This is a genomic window from Ruegeria sp. G12 (genome assembly GCF_056533565.1).
Window position 1 is genome coordinate 1 of the sequence record NZ_JBQFOO010000008.1, and the last position, 16139, is coordinate 16139.

The 16139-nt window shown below is 56.5% G+C and carries 27 protein-coding genes; 26 read left to right on the forward strand and 1 reads right to left on the reverse strand.

From position 1 onward, the window contains the following. A partial coding sequence (locus ACR0JN_RS17020) for an EF-Tu C-terminal domain-related protein (RefSeq protein WP_480885002.1) occupies positions 1 to 473 on the forward strand: 473 nt, incomplete at its 5' end. Positions 474 to 708: 235 nt separating this feature from the next. Here the strand turns inward: ACR0JN_RS17020 and ACR0JN_RS17025 are convergent. Beyond that, positions 709 to 1386, reverse strand: coding sequence for a DUF3800 domain-containing protein (locus ACR0JN_RS17025; protein ID WP_480887417.1), 678 nt, complete (start codon positions 1384 to 1386; stop codon positions 709 to 711). Positions 1387 to 1676: 290 nt separating this feature from the next. On the opposite strand from ACR0JN_RS17025, the gene rpsJ reads away from it, so the two are divergent. The 25 genes from rpsJ (at position 1677) to ACR0JN_RS17150 (ending at position 16037) form a co-directional block, all read left to right on the forward strand. Then, on the forward strand, positions 1677 to 1991 hold the full coding sequence (rpsJ, locus tag ACR0JN_RS17030) for a 30S ribosomal protein S10 (protein ID WP_008756422.1): 315 nt from the start codon (positions 1677 to 1679) through the stop codon (positions 1989 to 1991). A 15-nt stretch (positions 1992 to 2006) separates the two neighbouring features. After that, positions 2007 to 2732: a 50S ribosomal protein L3 gene (gene rplC / locus ACR0JN_RS17035; protein ID WP_008758167.1), complete on the forward strand. Its 726-nt coding sequence runs from the start codon at positions 2007 to 2009 to the stop codon at positions 2730 to 2732. Next, positions 2729 to 3346, forward strand: a complete 618-nt coding sequence (rplD, locus tag ACR0JN_RS17040; protein WP_010437039.1) for a 50S ribosomal protein L4 — start codon at positions 2729 to 2731, stop codon at positions 3344 to 3346. Before rplC ends, rplD begins: the two co-directional genes overlap by 4 nt. Beyond that, positions 3343 to 3639: a 50S ribosomal protein L23 gene (locus ACR0JN_RS17045; RefSeq protein WP_008757532.1), complete on the forward strand. Its 297-nt coding sequence runs from the start codon at positions 3343 to 3345 to the stop codon at positions 3637 to 3639. Before rplD ends, ACR0JN_RS17045 begins: the two co-directional genes overlap by 4 nt. A 151-nt stretch (positions 3640 to 3790) precedes the next feature. After that, positions 3791 to 4876 carry an acyltransferase family protein gene (locus ACR0JN_RS17050; protein WP_480887420.1) on the forward strand — a complete coding sequence of 362 codons (1086 nt, stop codon included), beginning with the start codon at positions 3791 to 3793 and terminating at the stop codon, positions 4874 to 4876. Between the two features lie 1018 nt (positions 4877 to 5894). Beyond that, positions 5895 to 6737, forward strand: a complete 843-nt coding sequence (gene rplB, locus ACR0JN_RS17055) for a 50S ribosomal protein L2 (RefSeq protein WP_008757664.1) — start codon at positions 5895 to 5897, stop codon at positions 6735 to 6737. 3 nt (positions 6738 to 6740) lie between these two features. Beyond that, positions 6741 to 7019 (forward strand): 30S ribosomal protein S19, encoded by a 279-nt coding sequence (gene rpsS, locus ACR0JN_RS17060; RefSeq protein WP_005980699.1) that lies wholly within the window; start codon positions 6741 to 6743, stop codon positions 7017 to 7019. 3 nt (positions 7020 to 7022) lie between these two features. Next, on the forward strand, positions 7023 to 7403 hold the full coding sequence (rplV, locus tag ACR0JN_RS17065) for a 50S ribosomal protein L22 (RefSeq protein WP_039538267.1): 381 nt from the start codon (positions 7023 to 7025) through the stop codon (positions 7401 to 7403). Then, entirely contained in the window at positions 7403 to 8113 is a 711-nt protein-coding gene (rpsC, locus tag ACR0JN_RS17070; RefSeq protein WP_008758042.1) for a 30S ribosomal protein S3, read from the forward strand. The genes rplV and rpsC overlap by 1 nt, the downstream gene beginning before the upstream one ends. A 12-nt stretch (positions 8114 to 8125) precedes the next feature. Beyond that, positions 8126 to 8539 carry a 50S ribosomal protein L16 gene (gene rplP / locus ACR0JN_RS17075; RefSeq protein ID WP_010437070.1) on the forward strand — a complete coding sequence of 138 codons (414 nt, stop codon included), beginning with the start codon at positions 8126 to 8128 and terminating at the stop codon, positions 8537 to 8539. A 67-nt stretch (positions 8540 to 8606) separates the two neighbouring features. Continuing rightward, positions 8607 to 9248: an amino acid synthesis family protein gene (locus ACR0JN_RS17080; RefSeq protein ID WP_480887422.1), complete on the forward strand. Its 642-nt coding sequence runs from the start codon at positions 8607 to 8609 to the stop codon at positions 9246 to 9248. Positions 9249 to 9288: 40 nt separating this feature from the next. After that, the gene (locus tag ACR0JN_RS17085) at positions 9289 to 9909 is read left to right on the forward strand and encodes a 2OG-Fe(II) oxygenase family protein (RefSeq protein WP_480887424.1); all 621 of its coding nucleotides are present in this window, start codon (positions 9289 to 9291) and stop codon (positions 9907 to 9909) included. A gap of 67 nt (positions 9910 to 9976) precedes the next feature. Continuing rightward, the gene (locus tag ACR0JN_RS17090; protein WP_480887426.1) at positions 9977 to 10624 is read left to right on the forward strand and encodes a transglycosylase domain-containing protein; all 648 of its coding nucleotides are present in this window, start codon (positions 9977 to 9979) and stop codon (positions 10622 to 10624) included. 178 nt (positions 10625 to 10802) lie between these two features. Continuing rightward, the gene (gene rpmC, locus ACR0JN_RS17095) at positions 10803 to 11009 is read left to right on the forward strand and encodes a 50S ribosomal protein L29 (RefSeq protein WP_039538276.1); all 207 of its coding nucleotides are present in this window, start codon (positions 10803 to 10805) and stop codon (positions 11007 to 11009) included. 4 nt (positions 11010 to 11013) lie between these two features. Continuing rightward, positions 11014 to 11244, forward strand: a complete 231-nt coding sequence (gene rpsQ / locus ACR0JN_RS17100) for a 30S ribosomal protein S17 (protein ID WP_152459158.1) — start codon at positions 11014 to 11016, stop codon at positions 11242 to 11244. Between the two features lie 76 nt (positions 11245 to 11320). Further along, the gene (gene rplN, locus ACR0JN_RS17105; RefSeq protein ID WP_008757934.1) at positions 11321 to 11689 is read left to right on the forward strand and encodes a 50S ribosomal protein L14; all 369 of its coding nucleotides are present in this window, start codon (positions 11321 to 11323) and stop codon (positions 11687 to 11689) included. Positions 11690 to 11691: 2 nt separating this feature from the next. Further along, positions 11692 to 12003, forward strand: coding sequence for a 50S ribosomal protein L24 (gene rplX, locus ACR0JN_RS17110; protein ID WP_170440482.1), 312 nt, complete (start codon positions 11692 to 11694; stop codon positions 12001 to 12003). Next, positions 11996 to 12556 carry a 50S ribosomal protein L5 gene (gene rplE / locus ACR0JN_RS17115; protein WP_480818375.1) on the forward strand — a complete coding sequence of 187 codons (561 nt, stop codon included), beginning with the start codon at positions 11996 to 11998 and terminating at the stop codon, positions 12554 to 12556. Before rplX ends, rplE begins: the two co-directional genes overlap by 8 nt. Before the next feature lie 19 nt (positions 12557 to 12575). Beyond that, positions 12576 to 12881 carry a 30S ribosomal protein S14 gene (rpsN, locus tag ACR0JN_RS17120; protein ID WP_068340744.1) on the forward strand — a complete coding sequence of 102 codons (306 nt, stop codon included), beginning with the start codon at positions 12576 to 12578 and terminating at the stop codon, positions 12879 to 12881. 13 nt (positions 12882 to 12894) lie between these two features. Further along, entirely contained in the window at positions 12895 to 13287 is a 393-nt protein-coding gene (rpsH, locus tag ACR0JN_RS17125) for a 30S ribosomal protein S8 (protein ID WP_068340741.1), read from the forward strand. A gap of 11 nt (positions 13288 to 13298) precedes the next feature. Continuing rightward, the gene (rplF, locus tag ACR0JN_RS17130; RefSeq protein ID WP_170373361.1) at positions 13299 to 13832 is read left to right on the forward strand and encodes a 50S ribosomal protein L6; all 534 of its coding nucleotides are present in this window, start codon (positions 13299 to 13301) and stop codon (positions 13830 to 13832) included. Positions 13833 to 13843: 11 nt separating this feature from the next. Beyond that, the gene (gene rplR / locus ACR0JN_RS17135) at positions 13844 to 14203 is read left to right on the forward strand and encodes a 50S ribosomal protein L18 (protein ID WP_170356678.1); all 360 of its coding nucleotides are present in this window, start codon (positions 13844 to 13846) and stop codon (positions 14201 to 14203) included. A gap of 171 nt (positions 14204 to 14374) precedes the next feature. Then, positions 14375 to 14938 carry a 30S ribosomal protein S5 gene (rpsE, locus tag ACR0JN_RS17140; RefSeq protein WP_170356677.1) on the forward strand — a complete coding sequence of 188 codons (564 nt, stop codon included), beginning with the start codon at positions 14375 to 14377 and terminating at the stop codon, positions 14936 to 14938. 13 nt (positions 14939 to 14951) lie between these two features. Beyond that, positions 14952 to 15140 (forward strand): 50S ribosomal protein L30, encoded by a 189-nt coding sequence (gene rpmD, locus ACR0JN_RS17145; RefSeq protein ID WP_008757946.1) that lies wholly within the window; start codon positions 14952 to 14954, stop codon positions 15138 to 15140. 264 nt (positions 15141 to 15404) lie between these two features. Further along, positions 15405 to 16037, forward strand: coding sequence for a tetratricopeptide repeat protein (locus ACR0JN_RS17150; protein ID WP_480887428.1), 633 nt, complete (start codon positions 15405 to 15407; stop codon positions 16035 to 16037). The last annotated feature ends 102 nt before the right edge of the window (positions 16038 to 16139 follow it).

The following is a 16139-nucleotide window of genomic DNA, read 5'->3' on the forward strand; positions in this document are numbered from 1 at the left end:
ACGTTGGTGACGAGATCGAAATCGTCGGCATCCGCGACACTTCGAAAACCACCTGCACCGGTGTTGAGATGTTCCGCAAGCTGCTGGACCGTGGTGAAGCGGGCGACAACATCGGCGCGCTGCTGCGTGGTGTGGATCGTGACGGCGTTGAGCGTGGTCAGGTTCTGTGTAAGCCGGGTTCGGTTACACCGCACACCAAGTTCGAAGCCGAAGCCTACATCCTGACCAAGGAAGAAGGCGGCCGTCACACTCCGTTCTTCGCGAACTACCGTCCGCAGTTCTACTTCCGTACAACGGACGTGACCGGCACCGTGACCCTGGCCGAAGGCACTGAGATGGTTATGCCCGGCGACAACGTGTCGTTCGGCGTTGAGCTGATTGCACCGATCGCGATGGAAAACGGTCTGCGCTTCGCGATCCGCGAAGGTGGTCGTACCGTCGGTGCAGGCGTTGTGTCGAAAATCATCGAGTAATCGGGGGCGGTTTTGAGATTATTCGTCGAATAATCTCGGACCCAACCGGTGAGATTAAAGAAGGCCGTCCCGCAGGGGCGGCCTTTTGAATGATGCACAATCATTCTACTCGAAGGTGCGGCGGAGCGATTAACTTGCACTTTATAGTTTGTTCGCTATATTCGAACTAAAGGTTCCCCCCCGATGATAAGAACCCAAGGGGTTCTCCGTTTGGTAGTTGGGGGGGTCAAATTTTCTAATAATAATGGCGCTTTCCGGTTCGAAAAATATTGAATTCGCTCTGAATCAAGTGGCGGATTGCATCATATGCAGCAGTATCTCCGTGTTCCCACTTTCTATAAATCGCCCAATTTAGATAATCTGCGACTTGTAGGCCATAGTGCGCCTTTGAAGCGTGGTGCATGACTCGATAGGGCGTGTCGGAAGGAAGCATTTCCTTGAGAATTGTTTTTAACCCTTTTTCTATTGCTCTGCGCTTGCGTGCGACAGGAATAGAGTCGGTAATAACCACTATTTCACCGATTCCTTCCCGCGTGTTTTCAACAACGTACCTCAGCAGATAGCCAAGCATGCGAGGATAGAACTTTTCTGGGACTTGCAGCGCGGGTCCAGTCTTCGACTTTTCCACCAGAACGGTATCGACTGAATTTTCGGTCAGTCCTTCGGCCAACATCCCAAAAATACGACGTCTCACGTGAGTATTGTCGTCAGCACAATGAAAATGCTGAAGCTCTATACGAGGTTGGATTCTGTGTTCGATTAAGTCGTACTTGTATGTATCCAAACTTGTATGAAGCCGGAACGGTCTCCGCATACTGACTGAAGTGATGCTGAAGAACTTCGTTCCATTTTTAGAAAAATCGAAATTTCCACCCTCATCGAGAAAAACGTACAGCGTTGAGAGATCTTCCAATGCCTGCTCCTAAAAGTGTTTCTTCTTCTTGTGACGTATCTCATTGGTTGTGTCGAGAAGAGAACACTCCGTCTCCAATTTAAGATATTGGCGGTTTAGGCTGAAACTATGTTGACCAAGTCTAAGCATGCCAACTTCCCCCTTGCCAAACCCCACCAACCCCACTAATACGCGCGAGTTCTCAACAAGAACGTCGAGGCGGGGTGATTCCCGCCTTTTGGGTTCGATGAGGGTTGGCGATGCGCGTCTGTCCTCCTCTCAACCTCAACGCCTGATAAAAGGCTGTATCTATGCAAAGCCAAAATATCCGCATTCGGCTGAAGGCATTTGACTATCGCGTTCTGGACGCCAGTACGCAAGAGATCGTCAACACTGCCAAGCGGACCGGCGCGAACGTGCGCGGCCCGATCCCGCTGCCGAACAAGATTGAGAAGTTCACGGTTCTCCGTGGCCCTCACGTTGACAAGAAATCCCGCGACCAGTTCGAGATCCGCACGCACAAGCGCCTTCTCGACATCGTTGATCCGACCCCCCAGACCGTTGACGCGCTGATGAAGCTCGACCTCGCTGCTGGTGTGGATGTCGAGATCAAGCTGCAGTCGTAATCGGAGGGTATGAGAATGCGCTCTGGTATTATCGCAAAAAAAGTTGGCATGACCCGCCTGTTCATGGAAGACGGCAAGCAGATTCCTGTGACCGTTCTTCACCTGGACAACCTGCAGGTTGTTGCACAGCGCACCGCTGACAAAGACGGCTACACCGCCGTTCAGCTGGGCGCCGGTGCTGCCAAGGCAAAACGCACCTCGAAAGCCATGCGCGGTCACTACGCCGCTGCCAAGGTTGAGCCCAAGCGTAAGCTGGCCGAGTTTCGCGTCTCTGAAGATGGCCTGATCGATGTGGGCGCCGAGATTTCGGCAGAACACTTCCTGGAAGGTCAGAAAGTTGACGTTTCGGGCACCTCGATCGGTAAAGGCTTTGCCGGTGCGATGAAGCGTTGGAACTTTGGTGGTCTGCGTGCCTCGCACGGTGTTTCGATCAGCCACCGTTCGCACGGCTCAACGGGTCAGTGTCAGGATCCGGGTAAGGTTTTCAAAGGCAAGAAGATGGCCGGTCACATGGGCGCTGCTCGTGTAACCACCCAGAACCTGGAAGTCGTCAAAACCGACGCCGACCGGAACCTGGTCTTCATCAAAGGCGCCGTTCCCGGACCGAAATCAGGCTGGGTCACCGTCAAGGACGCCGTAAAGAAGAAAGCACCGGAAGGCCTGCCTTTCCCGGCTGCTGTGAAATCGGCTGCAACCGAAGCACCGGCGGAAGAAGCTCCCGCGGAAGGTGGTGAAGCATGAAACTTGATGTAATCAAACTGGACGGCGGCAAAGCCGGCAACATCGAGCTGGATGCAGACCTGTTCGGCCTCGAGCCGCGCGCGGACATCCTGCACCGTGTGGTCCGTTGGCAGCGCAACAACGCGCAGGCCGGCACCCACAAGGTCAAGACCCGCTCGGAAACCAGCTACTCGACCAAGAAGATCTATCGCCAGAAGGGCACCGGTGGCGCACGCCATGGTGACCGCAACGCGCCGATCTTCCGTGGTGGTGGTATCTACAAAGGCCCCGTCGTTCGTTCGCACGGCCACGACCTGCCCAAGAAGTTCCGCAAGCTTGGCCTGCGCCACGCTCTGTCGGCCAAAGCCAAGGCAGGTGAACTGGTTGTGATCGAAAACGCCGAAGCCGAAGGCAAGACCGCTGCTCTGGCCAAACAGGTTGCAAACCTGGGCTGGAAACGCGCTCTGGTCATCGACGGCGCGACGGTGAACGAAGGGTTCCTGAAAGCGTCCAAGAACATCGAAGGTCTGGATATCCTGCCGTCGATGGGCGCAAACGTCTATGACATCCTCAAGCGTGACACTCTGGTGCTCACCAAAGCGGCTGTCGAAGCACTGGAGGCTCGTCTGAAATGAGCGCGAAGGCAGAACATTACGACGTGATCCGCAAGCCGATCATTACTGAGAAGTCGACCATGGCGTCCGAGAACGGCGCGGTTGTCTTTGAAGTGGCGATCGACAGCAACAAGCCGCAGATCAAAGAGGCCGTTGAGGCGCTGTTTGGTGTGAAGGTCAAAGCGGTGAACACCACTGTGACCAAAGGCAAGGTCAAGCGGTTCCGCGGCCAGCTGGGCCGCCGGAAAGACGTCAAAAAAGCATACGTGACCCTGGAAGAGGGCAACACAATCGACGTATCCACCGGTCTCTGATCGGATATGATTGCACTTTTTTCGGCCCCGGTGAATGTTATCACCGGGGCCGAATTCGTTTTTGCGGCATGAAATTTGGCGGTGTCATGTACAAAGCACCGCGCCGCAAACGTTATCCGCGCGCTTCAACGAATTGACTTGGAGATAGCCTTTGAAATCGTCGACCGGAGAGTACTTCGTTGGGCTCGACCACGTTCGAGCTTTGGCGGCTTTTCTTGTGTTCACGTGGCACTTCTCTCACGTCAATGATGGTCACCTGACATCATCGCCCATGTTTCCCTTTTCGGTTCTGCTTGAAGGTCATGTGGGGGTCGCCTTGTTCATGACTTTGAGCGGGTACTTATTTGCAAAACTGCTTAATGGGCGGCGTATCATTTTTTCCGCATTCATCTGGAACAGAGCCCTAAGGCTTTTTCCGCTGTTGATAGTCGCTTTCCTGATCGAGGGGTTGACCCGTTGGAGTAGCGGTTTGCCAATGCTGCCGTATTTGGTTCAGTTGCTGCGCGGGTTCGTTTTCCCCGTCTGGCCTAACGGTGGCTGGTCAATCGCTGTCGAGTTGCATTTCTATCTTATTTTGCCGCTTCTCCTCAGTATTTCGGCGAAGCGGCCGCAAATGATCCTCTTGGTTGTCCTGGTCTTCCTTCTGGGGCGCTACATCTATTGGCAAGAGGTCGGCCAGGTGCAAACACTTGCATATTGGACCATCGTGGGCGGCATCGATCAGTTTGTTTTTGGCATATTTGCCTTCAACTGCCGCAGCCTAATACGTGGAAAGCACGCTCTGGCAGCCATTGTTTGTGCGCTGATACTTTCCTTCATCTGGTACTTCGACACGTTGGGCGGATTTTATGGCATCGGTGGATACCCGACTGGCAATCCAATTTGGATTGTCTACCCTACTATCGTCGGAGCGGCCTTTGCATTTCTTGTCGCGTGGTACGACGGCTCGTTCAAATTCAGAAGCCAAGGCCTTTCGGGCCTGGTTGCTAAAATTGGGGCCTGCTCCTACTCGATCTACATCCTGCATTTCTTCGTCGTCTTTGACGCGGCCAGCTATATCGATGAGAACATTCTCGAACTCACCAATCCACTGGTCACAATAGGCGTTTCGATTCTGGCTTTCCTTGCGTTCGCACCCGTTGCGTATTCAAGTTTCAAGTCGATCGAGTTGCCACCTATGGCGTGGAAACTTCCGTACCAGGCCGAAGATACCCGTTTGGCCAGGCTTCAATCCTAGTAGGGCGCTTTAAGATGCCGAATTCATCCTAACTCATAGCGAGGCGCAAACGTCCCCAAAGCGCCAGCTCGCCGGGACTGGCAGTGGCCCGCGCGGCGGCCTTGCTTCCGCGCTGTTTTGAACTTTTGCAAGAGCGTCAACGATCTCGCGTGACGGTGAAACAGGTCGACACCACGATCGCGGGCACCAGCCTTTAGTTCTCCGCTCGTTGCAACGATGCACAAGCGAGACCTGAGCCTCCTTAGAAGCCGAGCATGCTCTCAATCGGTACGCTTAGATAGCCAGTAAGCTGGCACCGCTTAGCCTGATGCAAGTGTTGGCGTCAGCGGCTTGTTGATCGGTAACGGTATTCGAAGGGTTGATGGAGTAACCTCTGCGTCCACCGTATATACCTCTTGTGACTTGAAACGACGATCTGATACCTGCTTTCGCGGCACATTCCAGCACAATGGCTTCCTTTGATTTCACAAGTGTCGATTGGCGTTCCGGAGCCTCCGGCACGTCCCCTGTGCTGCACGCTGAGACGAACGCAATTCCGCAGATCGCAAAACCGTAGAAAATAGCTTTTGGCATCTATTGTTCCCTTTTAGTACGTTGGTGCAAGCGATTAATCCTATGGGCTCTGTCATCAACAGGCGTGGCGTAAATAATGGTGTGTGTTGCCGAAATTCCATACTAGTCTTGTGTTGTGACGTGTTTTGATCGGCCCTGAACATAGCGATTTTCGATTTAGGAAGTCGGGTTTGGCTGCTAACAAGTTTCGGAAGAAGCGTCGAGAATCGAGAAGTCCAATTTAGGGTGAGAGATTGGGCGGCGAAGTTTCCGAAATCCATTTTGTTCCCTATAGACACCCACCCCCAACCCTGTTACACGCTCCCAATCTTGCGGCCTCGGATTCGTTCCGGGGCCTCTGATATTTGTAACCGGGGACCTTCGGGGCCCTTCACCTCGGGCACCTACGGGGGCCTATCACATAGCAGGGAAACCCCCTGCACTTGCTAAACGGAAGACAGAAAGCATGGCACTCAAGTCGTACAAGCCGACGACGCCGGGCCAGCGCGGGCTGGTGCTGATCGACCGTTCGGAGCTTTGGAAAGGACGTCCGGTCAAGTCTCTCACTGAGGGTTTGACCAAATCGGGCGGCCGGAACAACACCGGACGGATCACTTCACGCCGCCGCGGCGGTGGCGCAAAGCGTCTATACCGGATCGTTGACTTCAAACGGAACAAATTTGATGTCGCGGCAACCGTCGAGCGGATCGAATATGACCCGAACCGGACCGCATTCATCGCACTGGTAAAATACGAAGACGGCGAGCAGGCGTATATCCTGGCTCCGCAGCGTCTGGCTGTTGGTGACAAAGTCGTGGCATCCGCCAAGGCCGACATCAAGCCGGGCAACGCAATGCCGTTTTCGGGCATGCCCATCGGTACCATCGTCCACAACATCGAGATGAAGCCTGGTAAAGGCGGTCAGATCGCACGTGCGGCCGGTACTTACGCTCAGTTCGTTGGTCGCGATGGCGGCTACGCTCAGATCCGTCTGAGCTCGGGTGAGCTGCGCATGGTCCGTCAGGAATGCATGGCCACCGTTGGTGCCGTGTCCAACCCCGACAACAGCAACCAGAACCTCGGTAAAGCCGGTCGTATGCGCCACAAAGGCGTTCGTCCGTCGGTTCGTGGTGTTGCTATGAACCCGATCGATCACCCGCACGGTGGTGGTGAAGGTCGTACCTCGGGTGGCCGCACGCCGGTTACACCGTGGGGCAAGGACACCAAGGGTAAGCGTACCCGCAACAAGAACAAAGCGTCCCAGAAGCTGATCATCCGCTCGCGGCACGCCAAGAAGAAGGGACGTTAATTCATGTCTCGCTCTGTTTGGAAGGGTCCTTTCGTCGATGCTTACGTGCTGAAAAAAGCCGAAGCAGCGCGCGAGTCGGGCCGCAACGAAGTCATCAAAATCTGGTCGCGTCGTTCCACCATTCTGCCCCAGTTCGTGGGTCTGACCTTTGGTGTATACAACGGCCAGAAGCATATTCCCGTCAACGTCTCGGAAGACATGATCGGTCAGAAGTTCGGTGAATACTCGCCGACCCGGACCTATTATGGCCACGCCGCAGACAAAAAAGCGAAGCGGAAGTAAGTCATGGGCAAGGAAAAGAACCCCCGCCGCGTGGCTGAAAACGAAGCAATGGCGAAAACGCGCATGCTTCGCACCAGCCCGCAGAAACTGAACCTGGTTGCGCAAATGATCCGCGGCAAGAAAGTCGAAAAGGCCCTTACCGATCTGACTTTCAGCAACAAGCGTGTCGCGCAGGACGTCAAGAAGTGCCTGCAGTCCGCAATCGCGAATGCCGAAAACAACCACAATCTGGACGTTGATGAGCTGATCGTCGCCGAAGCATGGGTTGGCAAGAACCTGGTCATGAAGCGCGGTCGCCCGCGGGCCCGTGGCCGTTTCGGCAAGATCATGAAGCCGTTCTCGGAGATCACCATCAAGGTGCGTCAAGTTGAGGAGCAAGCCTAATGGGTCATAAAGTAAATCCGATCGGCATGCGCCTGCAGGTCAACCGCACCTGGGACAGCCGCTGGTACGCCGACACCAAGGACTACGGTGATCTTCTGCTGGAAGACCTCAAGATCCGTGAGTTCATCAACAAAGAGTGCAAGCAGGCCGGTGTTGCCCGTGTGATCATCGAACGTCCGCACAAAAAGTGCCGCGTTACGATCCACACCGCGCGTCCCGGTGTCATCATCGGCAAGAAAGGTGCAGACATCGAAGTTCTGCGCAAAAAGCTTGCGCGGATGACCGACAGCGAACTGCACCTGAACATCGTCGAAGTGCGCAAGCCCGAGCTTGACGCGCAGCTGGTTGCCGAGTCCATCGCTCAGCAGCTGGAGCGCCGCGTCTCGTTCCGCCGCGCGATGAAGCGGTCGGTTCAGAACGCCATGCGCATGGGCGCCCTGGGTATCCGGGTGAACGTCGCTGGTCGTCTGGGCGGCGCCGAAATCGCACGGACCGAGTGGTACCGCGAAGGCCGCGTGCCTCTGCACACCCTGCGTGCCGACATAGATTACGCACATGCCGAAGCGATGACCCCCTACGGGATCATCGGGATCAAGGTCTGGATCTTCAAAGGTGAGATCATGGAGCACGATCCGCAGGCACGTGACCGTAAAGCACAGGAACTCCAGGACGGCCCTGCACCTCGTGGTGCTGGTGGCGGTCGTCGCTAAGGAGGGAAAGATATGCTTCAACCAAAGCGTACTAAATTCCGCAAGATGCACAAAGGCCGGATCAAGGGTCTCGCCAAGGGCGGCTCTGATCTGAACTTTGGCACCTACGGCCTGAAAGCTCTCGAGCCTGAGCGTGTAACCGCGCGCCAGATCGAAGCTGCACGTCGTGCCATGACGCGTCACATGAAGCGTCAGGGCCGCGTCTGGATCCGCATCTTCCCCGACACTCCGGTCACGGCCAAGCCGATCGAAGTTCGTATGGGTAAAGGTAAAGGTTCGGTCGACCGCTGGGCCTGCAAAGTCAAGCCCGGTCGCGTGATGTTCGAGATCGACGGCGTCAATGACGACATCGCCCGCGAGGCCCTGCGCCTGGCCGCGATGAAGCTGCCGATCAAGACCCGCGTCGTGATCCGCGAAGACTGGTAAGGCGGTGGGGTAAAACCCCACCCTACGATTTGAAGCCCCCGTCGGGACACCGGCGGGGGTTTTTCTTTTGGATCGACCACTTGTGATCTGCCAGCTGGTCAAAACAGTCGACGTCTCACCGCGCCGCCCCTACGTTAACCTGCAGGAATGGGAGACCCCTATGGTGCCGCTACGCAAAAAGATGTTCGTCAAAGAAGTCATAACCACCGATCAGTTGGGCCAGCCGTGCGAGCCGATCAGCCGGGTTGCCGCGCTGGCCGTGATACAGAACCCTCTGGCCGGGCGTCATGCGGATGATCTGTCCGAGCTGTTCGAGATCGGAGCCCTTCTGGGCCCGGACCTCGCAGCCGAGGCAATCTCGCAATTGGATGGCGCGCCGGTGTCGTATGGCAAAGCCGCGATTGTCGGCATGAACGGCGACCTCGAGCAGGGCGGGGCGGTGATCCACCCCAAACTGGGCGCACCCATGCGCGCGGCAGCGGGCGGGGGAGAGGCGGTGATCCCCTCGAATGCCAAGCTGGGCGCGCCGGGTTGCGCGATTGATCTGCCGCTGGGGCATAAGGACAATCCGTGGTCGTTCGACCATTTCGACACGATGACGCTGAACATTCCGGACGCGCCGAAACCGGATGAGATCGTGCTGTGTCTCGCCTATGCCGATGGCGGTCGTCCGATCCCGCGCTGTGGCAAAGGGCCCATCAAGACCTAAGCGTCTGGCCTTGCCGAAAGGGCTGGGGTATGCCCGGCCCATGGCACAGATTGAATCACTCTTCGTTACCCGTCTCTACCGCGCCGCCTTGTCCGAGTTCGATCCCAAGATCGATGCGGGCGAATTGGAAAGCTCCTGCCTTGTCATCGCTCAGGATGATGAGGCCGGGCAGGACTGGTGCGAGGAAAACGGCTATCCCGGCTATACCAGCTATGCCTCGCTGACCGATCTGCCCTGGCGGTTTCCGATCTTCGCCGATCTGGTCTCGGCGCTGGATCAGCACGTGGCGGCCTTTGCCAAGGATCTGGAGTTCGATCTGGGCGAGGGCGAGCTAAAGCTGGAGGACCTCTGGATCAACATCCTGCCCGAAGGCGGCATGCATTCCAGCCACCTGCACCCGCACAGCGTGATCTCGGGCACGACTTATGTGGCCATGCCCGAAGGTGCGAGCGCGTTGAAGCTGGAAGACCCGCGTTCGGGTCGGATGATGGCCGCGCCGACGCGGTTGAAAGGCGGGCGGCGGGATTTGCAGCCGTTCATCTATATGAAACCGCAGGTGGGCGACGTCCTGCTCTGGGAAAGCTGGCTGCGCCACGAGGTGCCGATGAACATGGCCGAAGACGAGCGGATTTCGGTGAGTTTTAATTACCGTTGGGATTGATGAGAACGAGGCCAAGAGGCTACCTTTCGAGCACATATTCGCAAACAACTTCAGTTAGAGCTTATGAATGGGTCGTTGGTTCTCGATAGTTATCTTATTCACCGCGCTGGTAGCTGCCAGTTCTGGCTACAGTCAAACTTCTGGCACAGGGCTGCCAAGCTCAGAGGAAATTGTTGAGCTTTACACGGCCGACACAAATGGACGTGCGCCGGTTCCGGTACTTCTACAGAAGGTTATGGTCGGCGTTTACGATCCAGAGTTTTTCAGTACTGAGTTACCACAATACTCAAGAACAACTCTAAAGACCTCTGAACGAGTTCGTTCAGTAAGAGAAGTCCGAAAAATGGGAGTGCTTGCAACAGCATTTTTGGTGTCCGATACTCTGTCTCGCGAAGAGATAGTAATTTGGTACACAAACACTCTGTATTGGGGCCGAAGCTGTTATCGACCAAATGATGCCGCCCTTGTGTATTTTGGCAAGGAAATTGACGATCTTTCGCTAGGAGAGATCGCTTATCTTGTGGGGATAGTCATGGCACCCTCCAACTTCGATCCTGATCGCTACCCTGATCGCGCAATTGAGCGCCGAAATAGGACACTAGATGAACTCGCGAAGACTATGTTTTTCTCCAAAGATGAAATAGCTGGCGCAGTTCTTGAAGATCTAAACTTCGCTAATCCGCTAGGAAAGTGCGACAGACCAAGAGAGCGTTGAGTTTCTCTCGCCGGATCACTCCAACTTCCTCTTGCCACCCACCCCTCAAACCCTTATACGGCGGCATCCTGCGGTCTCCCGGCGTTGTCGGGCGATTCGTATGTCTATCATTCATCCACCAGGTCAAAGGTGACCCGTGTACGGGGCCTTCTGGTGTTTTGAGCAAAGGAAAAAGGCGATGAACGCCCAAGAACTGCGTGACAAGACCCCGGACCAGCTCCGCGAGGAACTGGCCAACCTGAAGAAAGAAAGCTTTAACCTGCGCTTTCAACAGGCAACCGGTCAGCTGGAAAACACCGCTGGCATCAAAGCGGCCCGCCGCAATGCTGCCCGCGTCAAAACCATCCTGAACCAAAAGGCCGCTGCCGCGGCATCCGAGGAGTAATCAGATGCCCAAGCGTATCCTGTCCGGAGTAGTAACCAGCGACGCCAACGAGCAGACCGTGACCGTTTCGGTCGAACGCCGCTTCAAACACCCGCTGCTGCACAAAACCGTTCGTAAGTCCAAGAAATACCGGGCTCATGACGAAAAGAACGCCTTCAAGGTTGGTGACACCGTTCGCATCATCGAATGCGCGCCGAAATCGAAGACGAAACGTTGGGAAGTTCTGGAAGCGTAAGCTTCCGGGATTTTTCCATTTGTCGAAACCCTGGGGGATTTAACAAGACCAGCCCCCACAGGTCGGGAGAAACCACATGATCCAGATGCAGACCAATCTGGATGTCGCTGACAACTCCGGCGCACGCCGAGTTCAGTGCATCAAGGTCCTGGGTGGTTCCAAGCGTAAATACGCCTCCGTCGGCGACATTATTGTCGTCTCGGTGAAGGAAGCCATCCCGCGCGGCCGCGTAAAGAAAGGGGACGTCCGTAAGGCCGTCGTCGTACGCACCGCCAAAGAAGTCCGTCGCGAAGACGGCACCGCGATCCGTTTCGATCGCAACGCCGCCGTCATCCTGAACAACAACAACGAGCCCGTAGGTACCCGTATCTTTGGCCCCGTTGTTCGCGAACTGCGCGGCAAGAACTTCATGAAAATCATCTCGCTGGCTCCGGAGGTGCTGTAATCATGGCTGCTAAACTCCGCAAAGGCGACAAGGTCGTCGTGCTGGCCGGCAAGGACAAGGGCAAAGAGGGGACCATTACCTCTGTTGACCCCAAAGCCGGTAAAGCTGTTGTCGATGGCATCAACATCGCCATCCGTCACACCCGCCAGACCCAGAACAGCCAGGGCGGCCGTTTGCCTCAGGCAAACCCGATCGAGCTGTCGAACCTGGCGCTGCTGGACAAGAACGGCAAAGCAACCCGCGTTGGCTTCCGCATGGAAGGCGACAAGAAGGTGCGTTTCGCCAAGACCACGGGGGACGTGATCGATGCTTGATACCGCAACCTATACCCCGCGTCTGAAAGCTCAGTACGCTGAAACCATCCGGGCCGCTCTGAAAGAAGAGTTCGGCTATAAGAACGACATGCAGCTGCCCAAGCTGGAAAAAATCGTTCTGAACATCGGATGTGGTGCCGAGGCTGTCAAAGACTCGAAGAAGGCGAAAGCCGCTGTCGAGGATCTGACCGTGATCGCAGGCCAGAAGGCCGTTGCAACGCTGGCGAAAAAGTCGATCGCGGGTTTCCGCGTCCGTGAAGACATGCCGCTGGGTGCCAAAGTGACCCTGCGCGGTGACCGGATGTACGAATTCCTGGATCGTCTGATCACCATCGCGATGCCGCGTATCCGTGACTTCCGCGGTGTGAAACCCTCGTTCGATGGTCGTGGCAACTTTGCCATGGGCATGAAAGAGCACATCGTGTTCCCCGAGATCGACTTCGACAAGGTCGACGAGGTCTGGGGCCTGGATATCGTAATCACCACCACAGCGAACACCGACGCTGAAGCAAAGGCACTGTTGAAAGCATTCAACATGCCCTTCAACGCATAAGCGCTGGAAGGATAGAGACATGGCTAAAAAAGCAATGATCGAACGCGAGAAGAAGCGCGAACGCCTGGTGGCCAAATATGCCGCAAAGCGTGCCGAGCTGAAAGAAATCGCGAATGACGAGAGCCGCCCGATGGAAGAGCGTTTCAAAGCGCGTCTGAAACTGGCGAAACTGCCGCGCAACAGCTCGGCTACCCGTCTGCACAACCGTTGTCAGCTGACCGGTCGTCCCCACGCTTACTACCGTAAGCTGAAGGTCAGCCGTATCGCGCTGCGCGAGCTGGGTTCTGCTGGTCAGATCCCCGGCATGGTGAAATCGAGCTGGTAAGGGAGACATAGATATGAATGATCCTATCGGCGATATGCTCACCCGTATCCGCAACGCGCAAATGCGCGGCAAGTCCACCGTTTCCACCCCCGCATCCAAGCTGCGCGGTTGGGTTCTGGACGTGCTGGCGGACGAAGGCTACATCCGTGGCTATGAAAAGACGACCGGTGAAAACGGTCATCCGGCCATCGAAATCAGCCTGAAATACTACGAAGGCACCCCTGTCATTCGCGAACTGAAGCGGGTCTCGAAGCCCGGTCGTCGCGTCTACATGGGCGTCAATGACATCCCACAGGTCCGTCAGGGTCTGGGCGTGTCGATTGTCAGCACTCCGAAAGGTGTGATGTCGGACGCAAACGCTCGCTCCAACAATGTTGGCGGCGAAGTGCTCTGCACCGTCTTCTAAGGAGGTCTGCAATGTCTCGTATTGGTAAAAAACCGGTCGAGCTGCCCAGCGGCGTTACCGCCTCTGTGTCGGGTCAGACCATCGAAGTCAAAGGTCCGAAAGGCACCCGCAGCTTCACCGCCACCGACGACGTGACGCTGTCGGTTGAAGACAACGTGGTCAAGATCGACCCCCGTGGCATGTCCAAGCGTGCCCGCCAGCAGTGGGGCATGAGCCGCACCATGGTTGCCAACCTGGTAACCGGTGTGACTGAAGGCTTCAAAAAAGAGCTGGAGATCCAGGGTGTTGGTTACCGAGCTCAGATGCAGGGCAACACCCTGAAGCTGAACCTGGGCTACAGCCACGATGTTGATTTCACTGCTCCGGAAGGTGTCACCATCACCGCGCCGAAGCAGACCGAGATCGTTGTGGAAGGTATCGACCAGCAGCAGGTGGGCGAAGTCGCGGCGAAAATCCGCGAATGGCGCCGTCCCGAGCCGTATAAAGGCAAGGGCATCCGCTATAAGGGCGAGTTCATCTTCCGCAAGGAAGGCAAGAAGAAGTAAGGACGCAGACAATGGCAAACAGCAAAAGAACCCTGTTTCTGAAGCGCCGCCTGCGCGTTCGGAACAAACTTCGCAAAGTCAACGCGGGCCGCGTGCGCCTGTCGGTTCACCGTTCGAACAAGAACATCAGCGTTCAGCTGATCGACGACGTTCGTGGCGTGACCCTGGCCGCAGCCTCGACCTTGGAAAAAGATCTGGGCGTGGTTGGCAAGAACAACGTCGAAGCGGCCACCAAAGTGGGCGCGGCCATCGCCGAGCGTGCCAAGAAGGCAGGCGTCGAAGAGGCCTATTTCGATCGTGGTGGCTTCCTGTTCCACGGCAAGGTGAAGGCAGTTGCCGACGCCGCGCGTGAAGGTGGTCTGAAGATCTGATGTGGCGATGGGTGCGAGCACCCATCCTACATGACCAAGAACCGTAGGATGGGTGCTTGCACCCATCTTGCTTTGAAGGCGGGTCCGCCCGCCTCGATGATCGGGGGGCTTTCCGGCCCACTTCGATTGAGAAAACGGCGTCACAACGCCACATGAGAAAAGGGATGCCAAATGGCAGAACGTGAAAACCGTCGGGGCCGTGGCCGCGATCGTGAAGAAGCACCGGAATTTGCAGATCGCCTGGTCGCAATCAACCGCGTGTCGAAAACCGTAAAAGGCGGTAAGCGCTTTGGCTTCGCCGCTCTGGTGGTTGTCGGCGATCAGAAAGGCCGCGTGGGCTTTGGCAAAGGTAAAGCGAAAGAAGTACCCGAGGCCATCCGCAAGGCGACTGAACAAGCCAAGCGTCAGATGATCCGCGTGCAACTGCGCGAAGGTCGGACCCTGCACCACGACATCGAGGGCCGTCATGGCGCCGGTAAAGTGGTTATGCGCACCGCACCTGAAGGTACCGGTATCATCGCCGGTGGTCCGATGCGTGCTGTGTTCGAAATGCTGGGCGTGAAAGACGTTGTGTCCAAGTCGCTGGGCTCGCAGAACCCGTACAACATGATCCGCGCCACCATCAACGGCCTGCAGAAAGAGCAGAGCCCCCGTTCGGTTGCCGCACGTCGTGGTAAAAAAGTTGCCGACATCCTGCCCAAGCGGGACGAAGCACCGGCTGAAGCCGAAGCGTAAGGAGTAGCGAACAATGGCAAAAACCATCGTCGTCAAGCAGATCGGCTCCCCGATCCGCCGCCCCGCCGAACAGCGCGCAACCCTGATCGGCCTGGGCCTGAACAAGATGCACAAGACCCGCGAACTGGAAGACACCCCTTCGGTCCGCGGCATGGTCAACAAGATCCCGCATCTGGTCGAGATCATCGAAGAACGCGGCTAAGCGCGACTTCGACGAGAATTTGAAACGCCTCCGACTTGGTCGGGGGCGTTTTTCGTTTCGGAGTGGCGGTTATTCTGTTTGTCACCGTTTTCTGTGGAGGGACGACCCGCTGCTTTTTCGGGCAGTGTGCCAACCCGGTCTGGCAGCCCCGCAACCCGTCCAAACCATGCGCCAGTATTCGTGATTTCCTATGTGAGGGGCGCTGTCCTATGGTTGGGGACACTCCTTGACCCATTGCCGGACCAAAAAAGCGGAGGGGATAAAGTGCTGCCAGCGGTGAAGAAAAGCCTTGTGAATGCTTGCCCGGGACTACGCTACAAAGCGGTATCGCTCATAGCCGCTGCATTGATCTCCACTTCCGCCCCCGTTTTGGCGGGTGATTTCGAAACCGGGCTCAAGGCCTTCCGCGCCGGGGAAATGCAGCAAGCGCTGGACGAATGGCAGCCCCTTGCACAGGCCGGAGATCGGGATGCACAGCACGCTTTGGGTGTGATGTACGAGTACGGGCATGGATTGGACCGCGATGATGCAGAGGCCGCGAGCTGGTACAAGAAAGCAGCCGAGCAAAATATGACGGAAGCGCAATACAGATTGGGCGTTTTCCACGACAACGGCTGGGGCGTCCCCCGCGACCCCGGCCTGGCCGCACAGTGGTATGAGCGCGCAGCGCAGCGCGGCCATGCATTCGCGCAGCATGATCTGGCCTATATGCATCTGAACGGAACCGGCGTGCCCAAGGACAAAATTCAGGCCTATAAGTGGCTCAGAATTGCGTCCGAGCAGCAAGCCGGGCTCATGGCCAAGCATCTTTACAACCTGTCGAAGACGATGACCCCGAATGAAATAGCGCGGGCAGAGGCACTGGCGCAGGCCTGGCTGAATTCGGAAGAGATATAGCAGTTCAGGTTTTGCGCACAGGTTGGTCAATGCGCTATTGGCGGCAAAGCGGGTGCTGCCTTCTTTTGTCACGCTATGCCTGCGCCATTCTCAAAACGCATA

Bases quoted from the DNA above. Each gene is read 5' to 3' on its own strand.
- rpsE (WP_170356677.1), top strand. From the start codon at position 14,375: ATGGCAGAACGTGAAAACCGTCGGGGCCGTGGCCGCGATCGTGAAGAA.
- rpmD (WP_008757946.1), top strand. From the start codon at position 14,952: ATGGCAAAAACCATCGTCGTCAAGCAGATCGGCTCCCCGATCCGCCGC.
- rplB (WP_008757664.1), top strand. From the start codon at position 5,895: ATGGCACTCAAGTCGTACAAGCCGACGACGCCGGGCCAGCGCGGGCTG.
- rplV (WP_039538267.1), top strand. From the start codon at position 7,023: ATGGGCAAGGAAAAGAACCCCCGCCGCGTGGCTGAAAACGAAGCAATG.
- ACR0JN_RS17090 (WP_480887426.1), top strand. From the start codon at position 9,977: ATGGGTCGTTGGTTCTCGATAGTTATCTTATTCACCGCGCTGGTAGCT.
- ACR0JN_RS17045 (WP_008757532.1), top strand. From the start codon at position 3,343: ATGAGCGCGAAGGCAGAACATTACGACGTGATCCGCAAGCCGATCATT.
- rplC (WP_008758167.1), top strand. From the start codon at position 2,007: ATGCGCTCTGGTATTATCGCAAAAAAAGTTGGCATGACCCGCCTGTTC.
- rplD (WP_010437039.1), top strand. From the start codon at position 2,729: ATGAAACTTGATGTAATCAAACTGGACGGCGGCAAAGCCGGCAACATC.
- rplX (WP_170440482.1), top strand. From the start codon at position 11,692: ATGGCTGCTAAACTCCGCAAAGGCGACAAGGTCGTCGTGCTGGCCGGC.
- rpsN (WP_068340744.1), top strand. From the start codon at position 12,576: ATGGCTAAAAAAGCAATGATCGAACGCGAGAAGAAGCGCGAACGCCTG.
- rplN (WP_008757934.1), top strand. From the start codon at position 11,321: ATGATCCAGATGCAGACCAATCTGGATGTCGCTGACAACTCCGGCGCA.
- rpsS (WP_005980699.1), top strand. From the start codon at position 6,741: ATGTCTCGCTCTGTTTGGAAGGGTCCTTTCGTCGATGCTTACGTGCTG.
- rpsH (WP_068340741.1), top strand. From the start codon at position 12,895: ATGAATGATCCTATCGGCGATATGCTCACCCGTATCCGCAACGCGCAA.
- rplP (WP_010437070.1), top strand. From the start codon at position 8,126: ATGCTTCAACCAAAGCGTACTAAATTCCGCAAGATGCACAAAGGCCGG.
- rplR (WP_170356678.1), top strand. From the start codon at position 13,844: ATGGCAAACAGCAAAAGAACCCTGTTTCTGAAGCGCCGCCTGCGCGTT.
- rplF (WP_170373361.1), top strand. From the start codon at position 13,299: ATGTCTCGTATTGGTAAAAAACCGGTCGAGCTGCCCAGCGGCGTTACC.
- rpmC (WP_039538276.1), top strand. From the start codon at position 10,803: ATGAACGCCCAAGAACTGCGTGACAAGACCCCGGACCAGCTCCGCGAG.
- rpsC (WP_008758042.1), top strand. From the start codon at position 7,403: ATGGGTCATAAAGTAAATCCGATCGGCATGCGCCTGCAGGTCAACCGC.
- rplE (WP_480818375.1), top strand. From the start codon at position 11,996: ATGCTTGATACCGCAACCTATACCCCGCGTCTGAAAGCTCAGTACGCT.
- rpsJ (WP_008756422.1), top strand. From the start codon at position 1,677: ATGCAAAGCCAAAATATCCGCATTCGGCTGAAGGCATTTGACTATCGC.
- rpsQ (WP_152459158.1), top strand. From the start codon at position 11,014: ATGCCCAAGCGTATCCTGTCCGGAGTAGTAACCAGCGACGCCAACGAG.
- ACR0JN_RS17085 (WP_480887424.1), top strand. From the start codon at position 9,289: ATGGCACAGATTGAATCACTCTTCGTTACCCGTCTCTACCGCGCCGCC.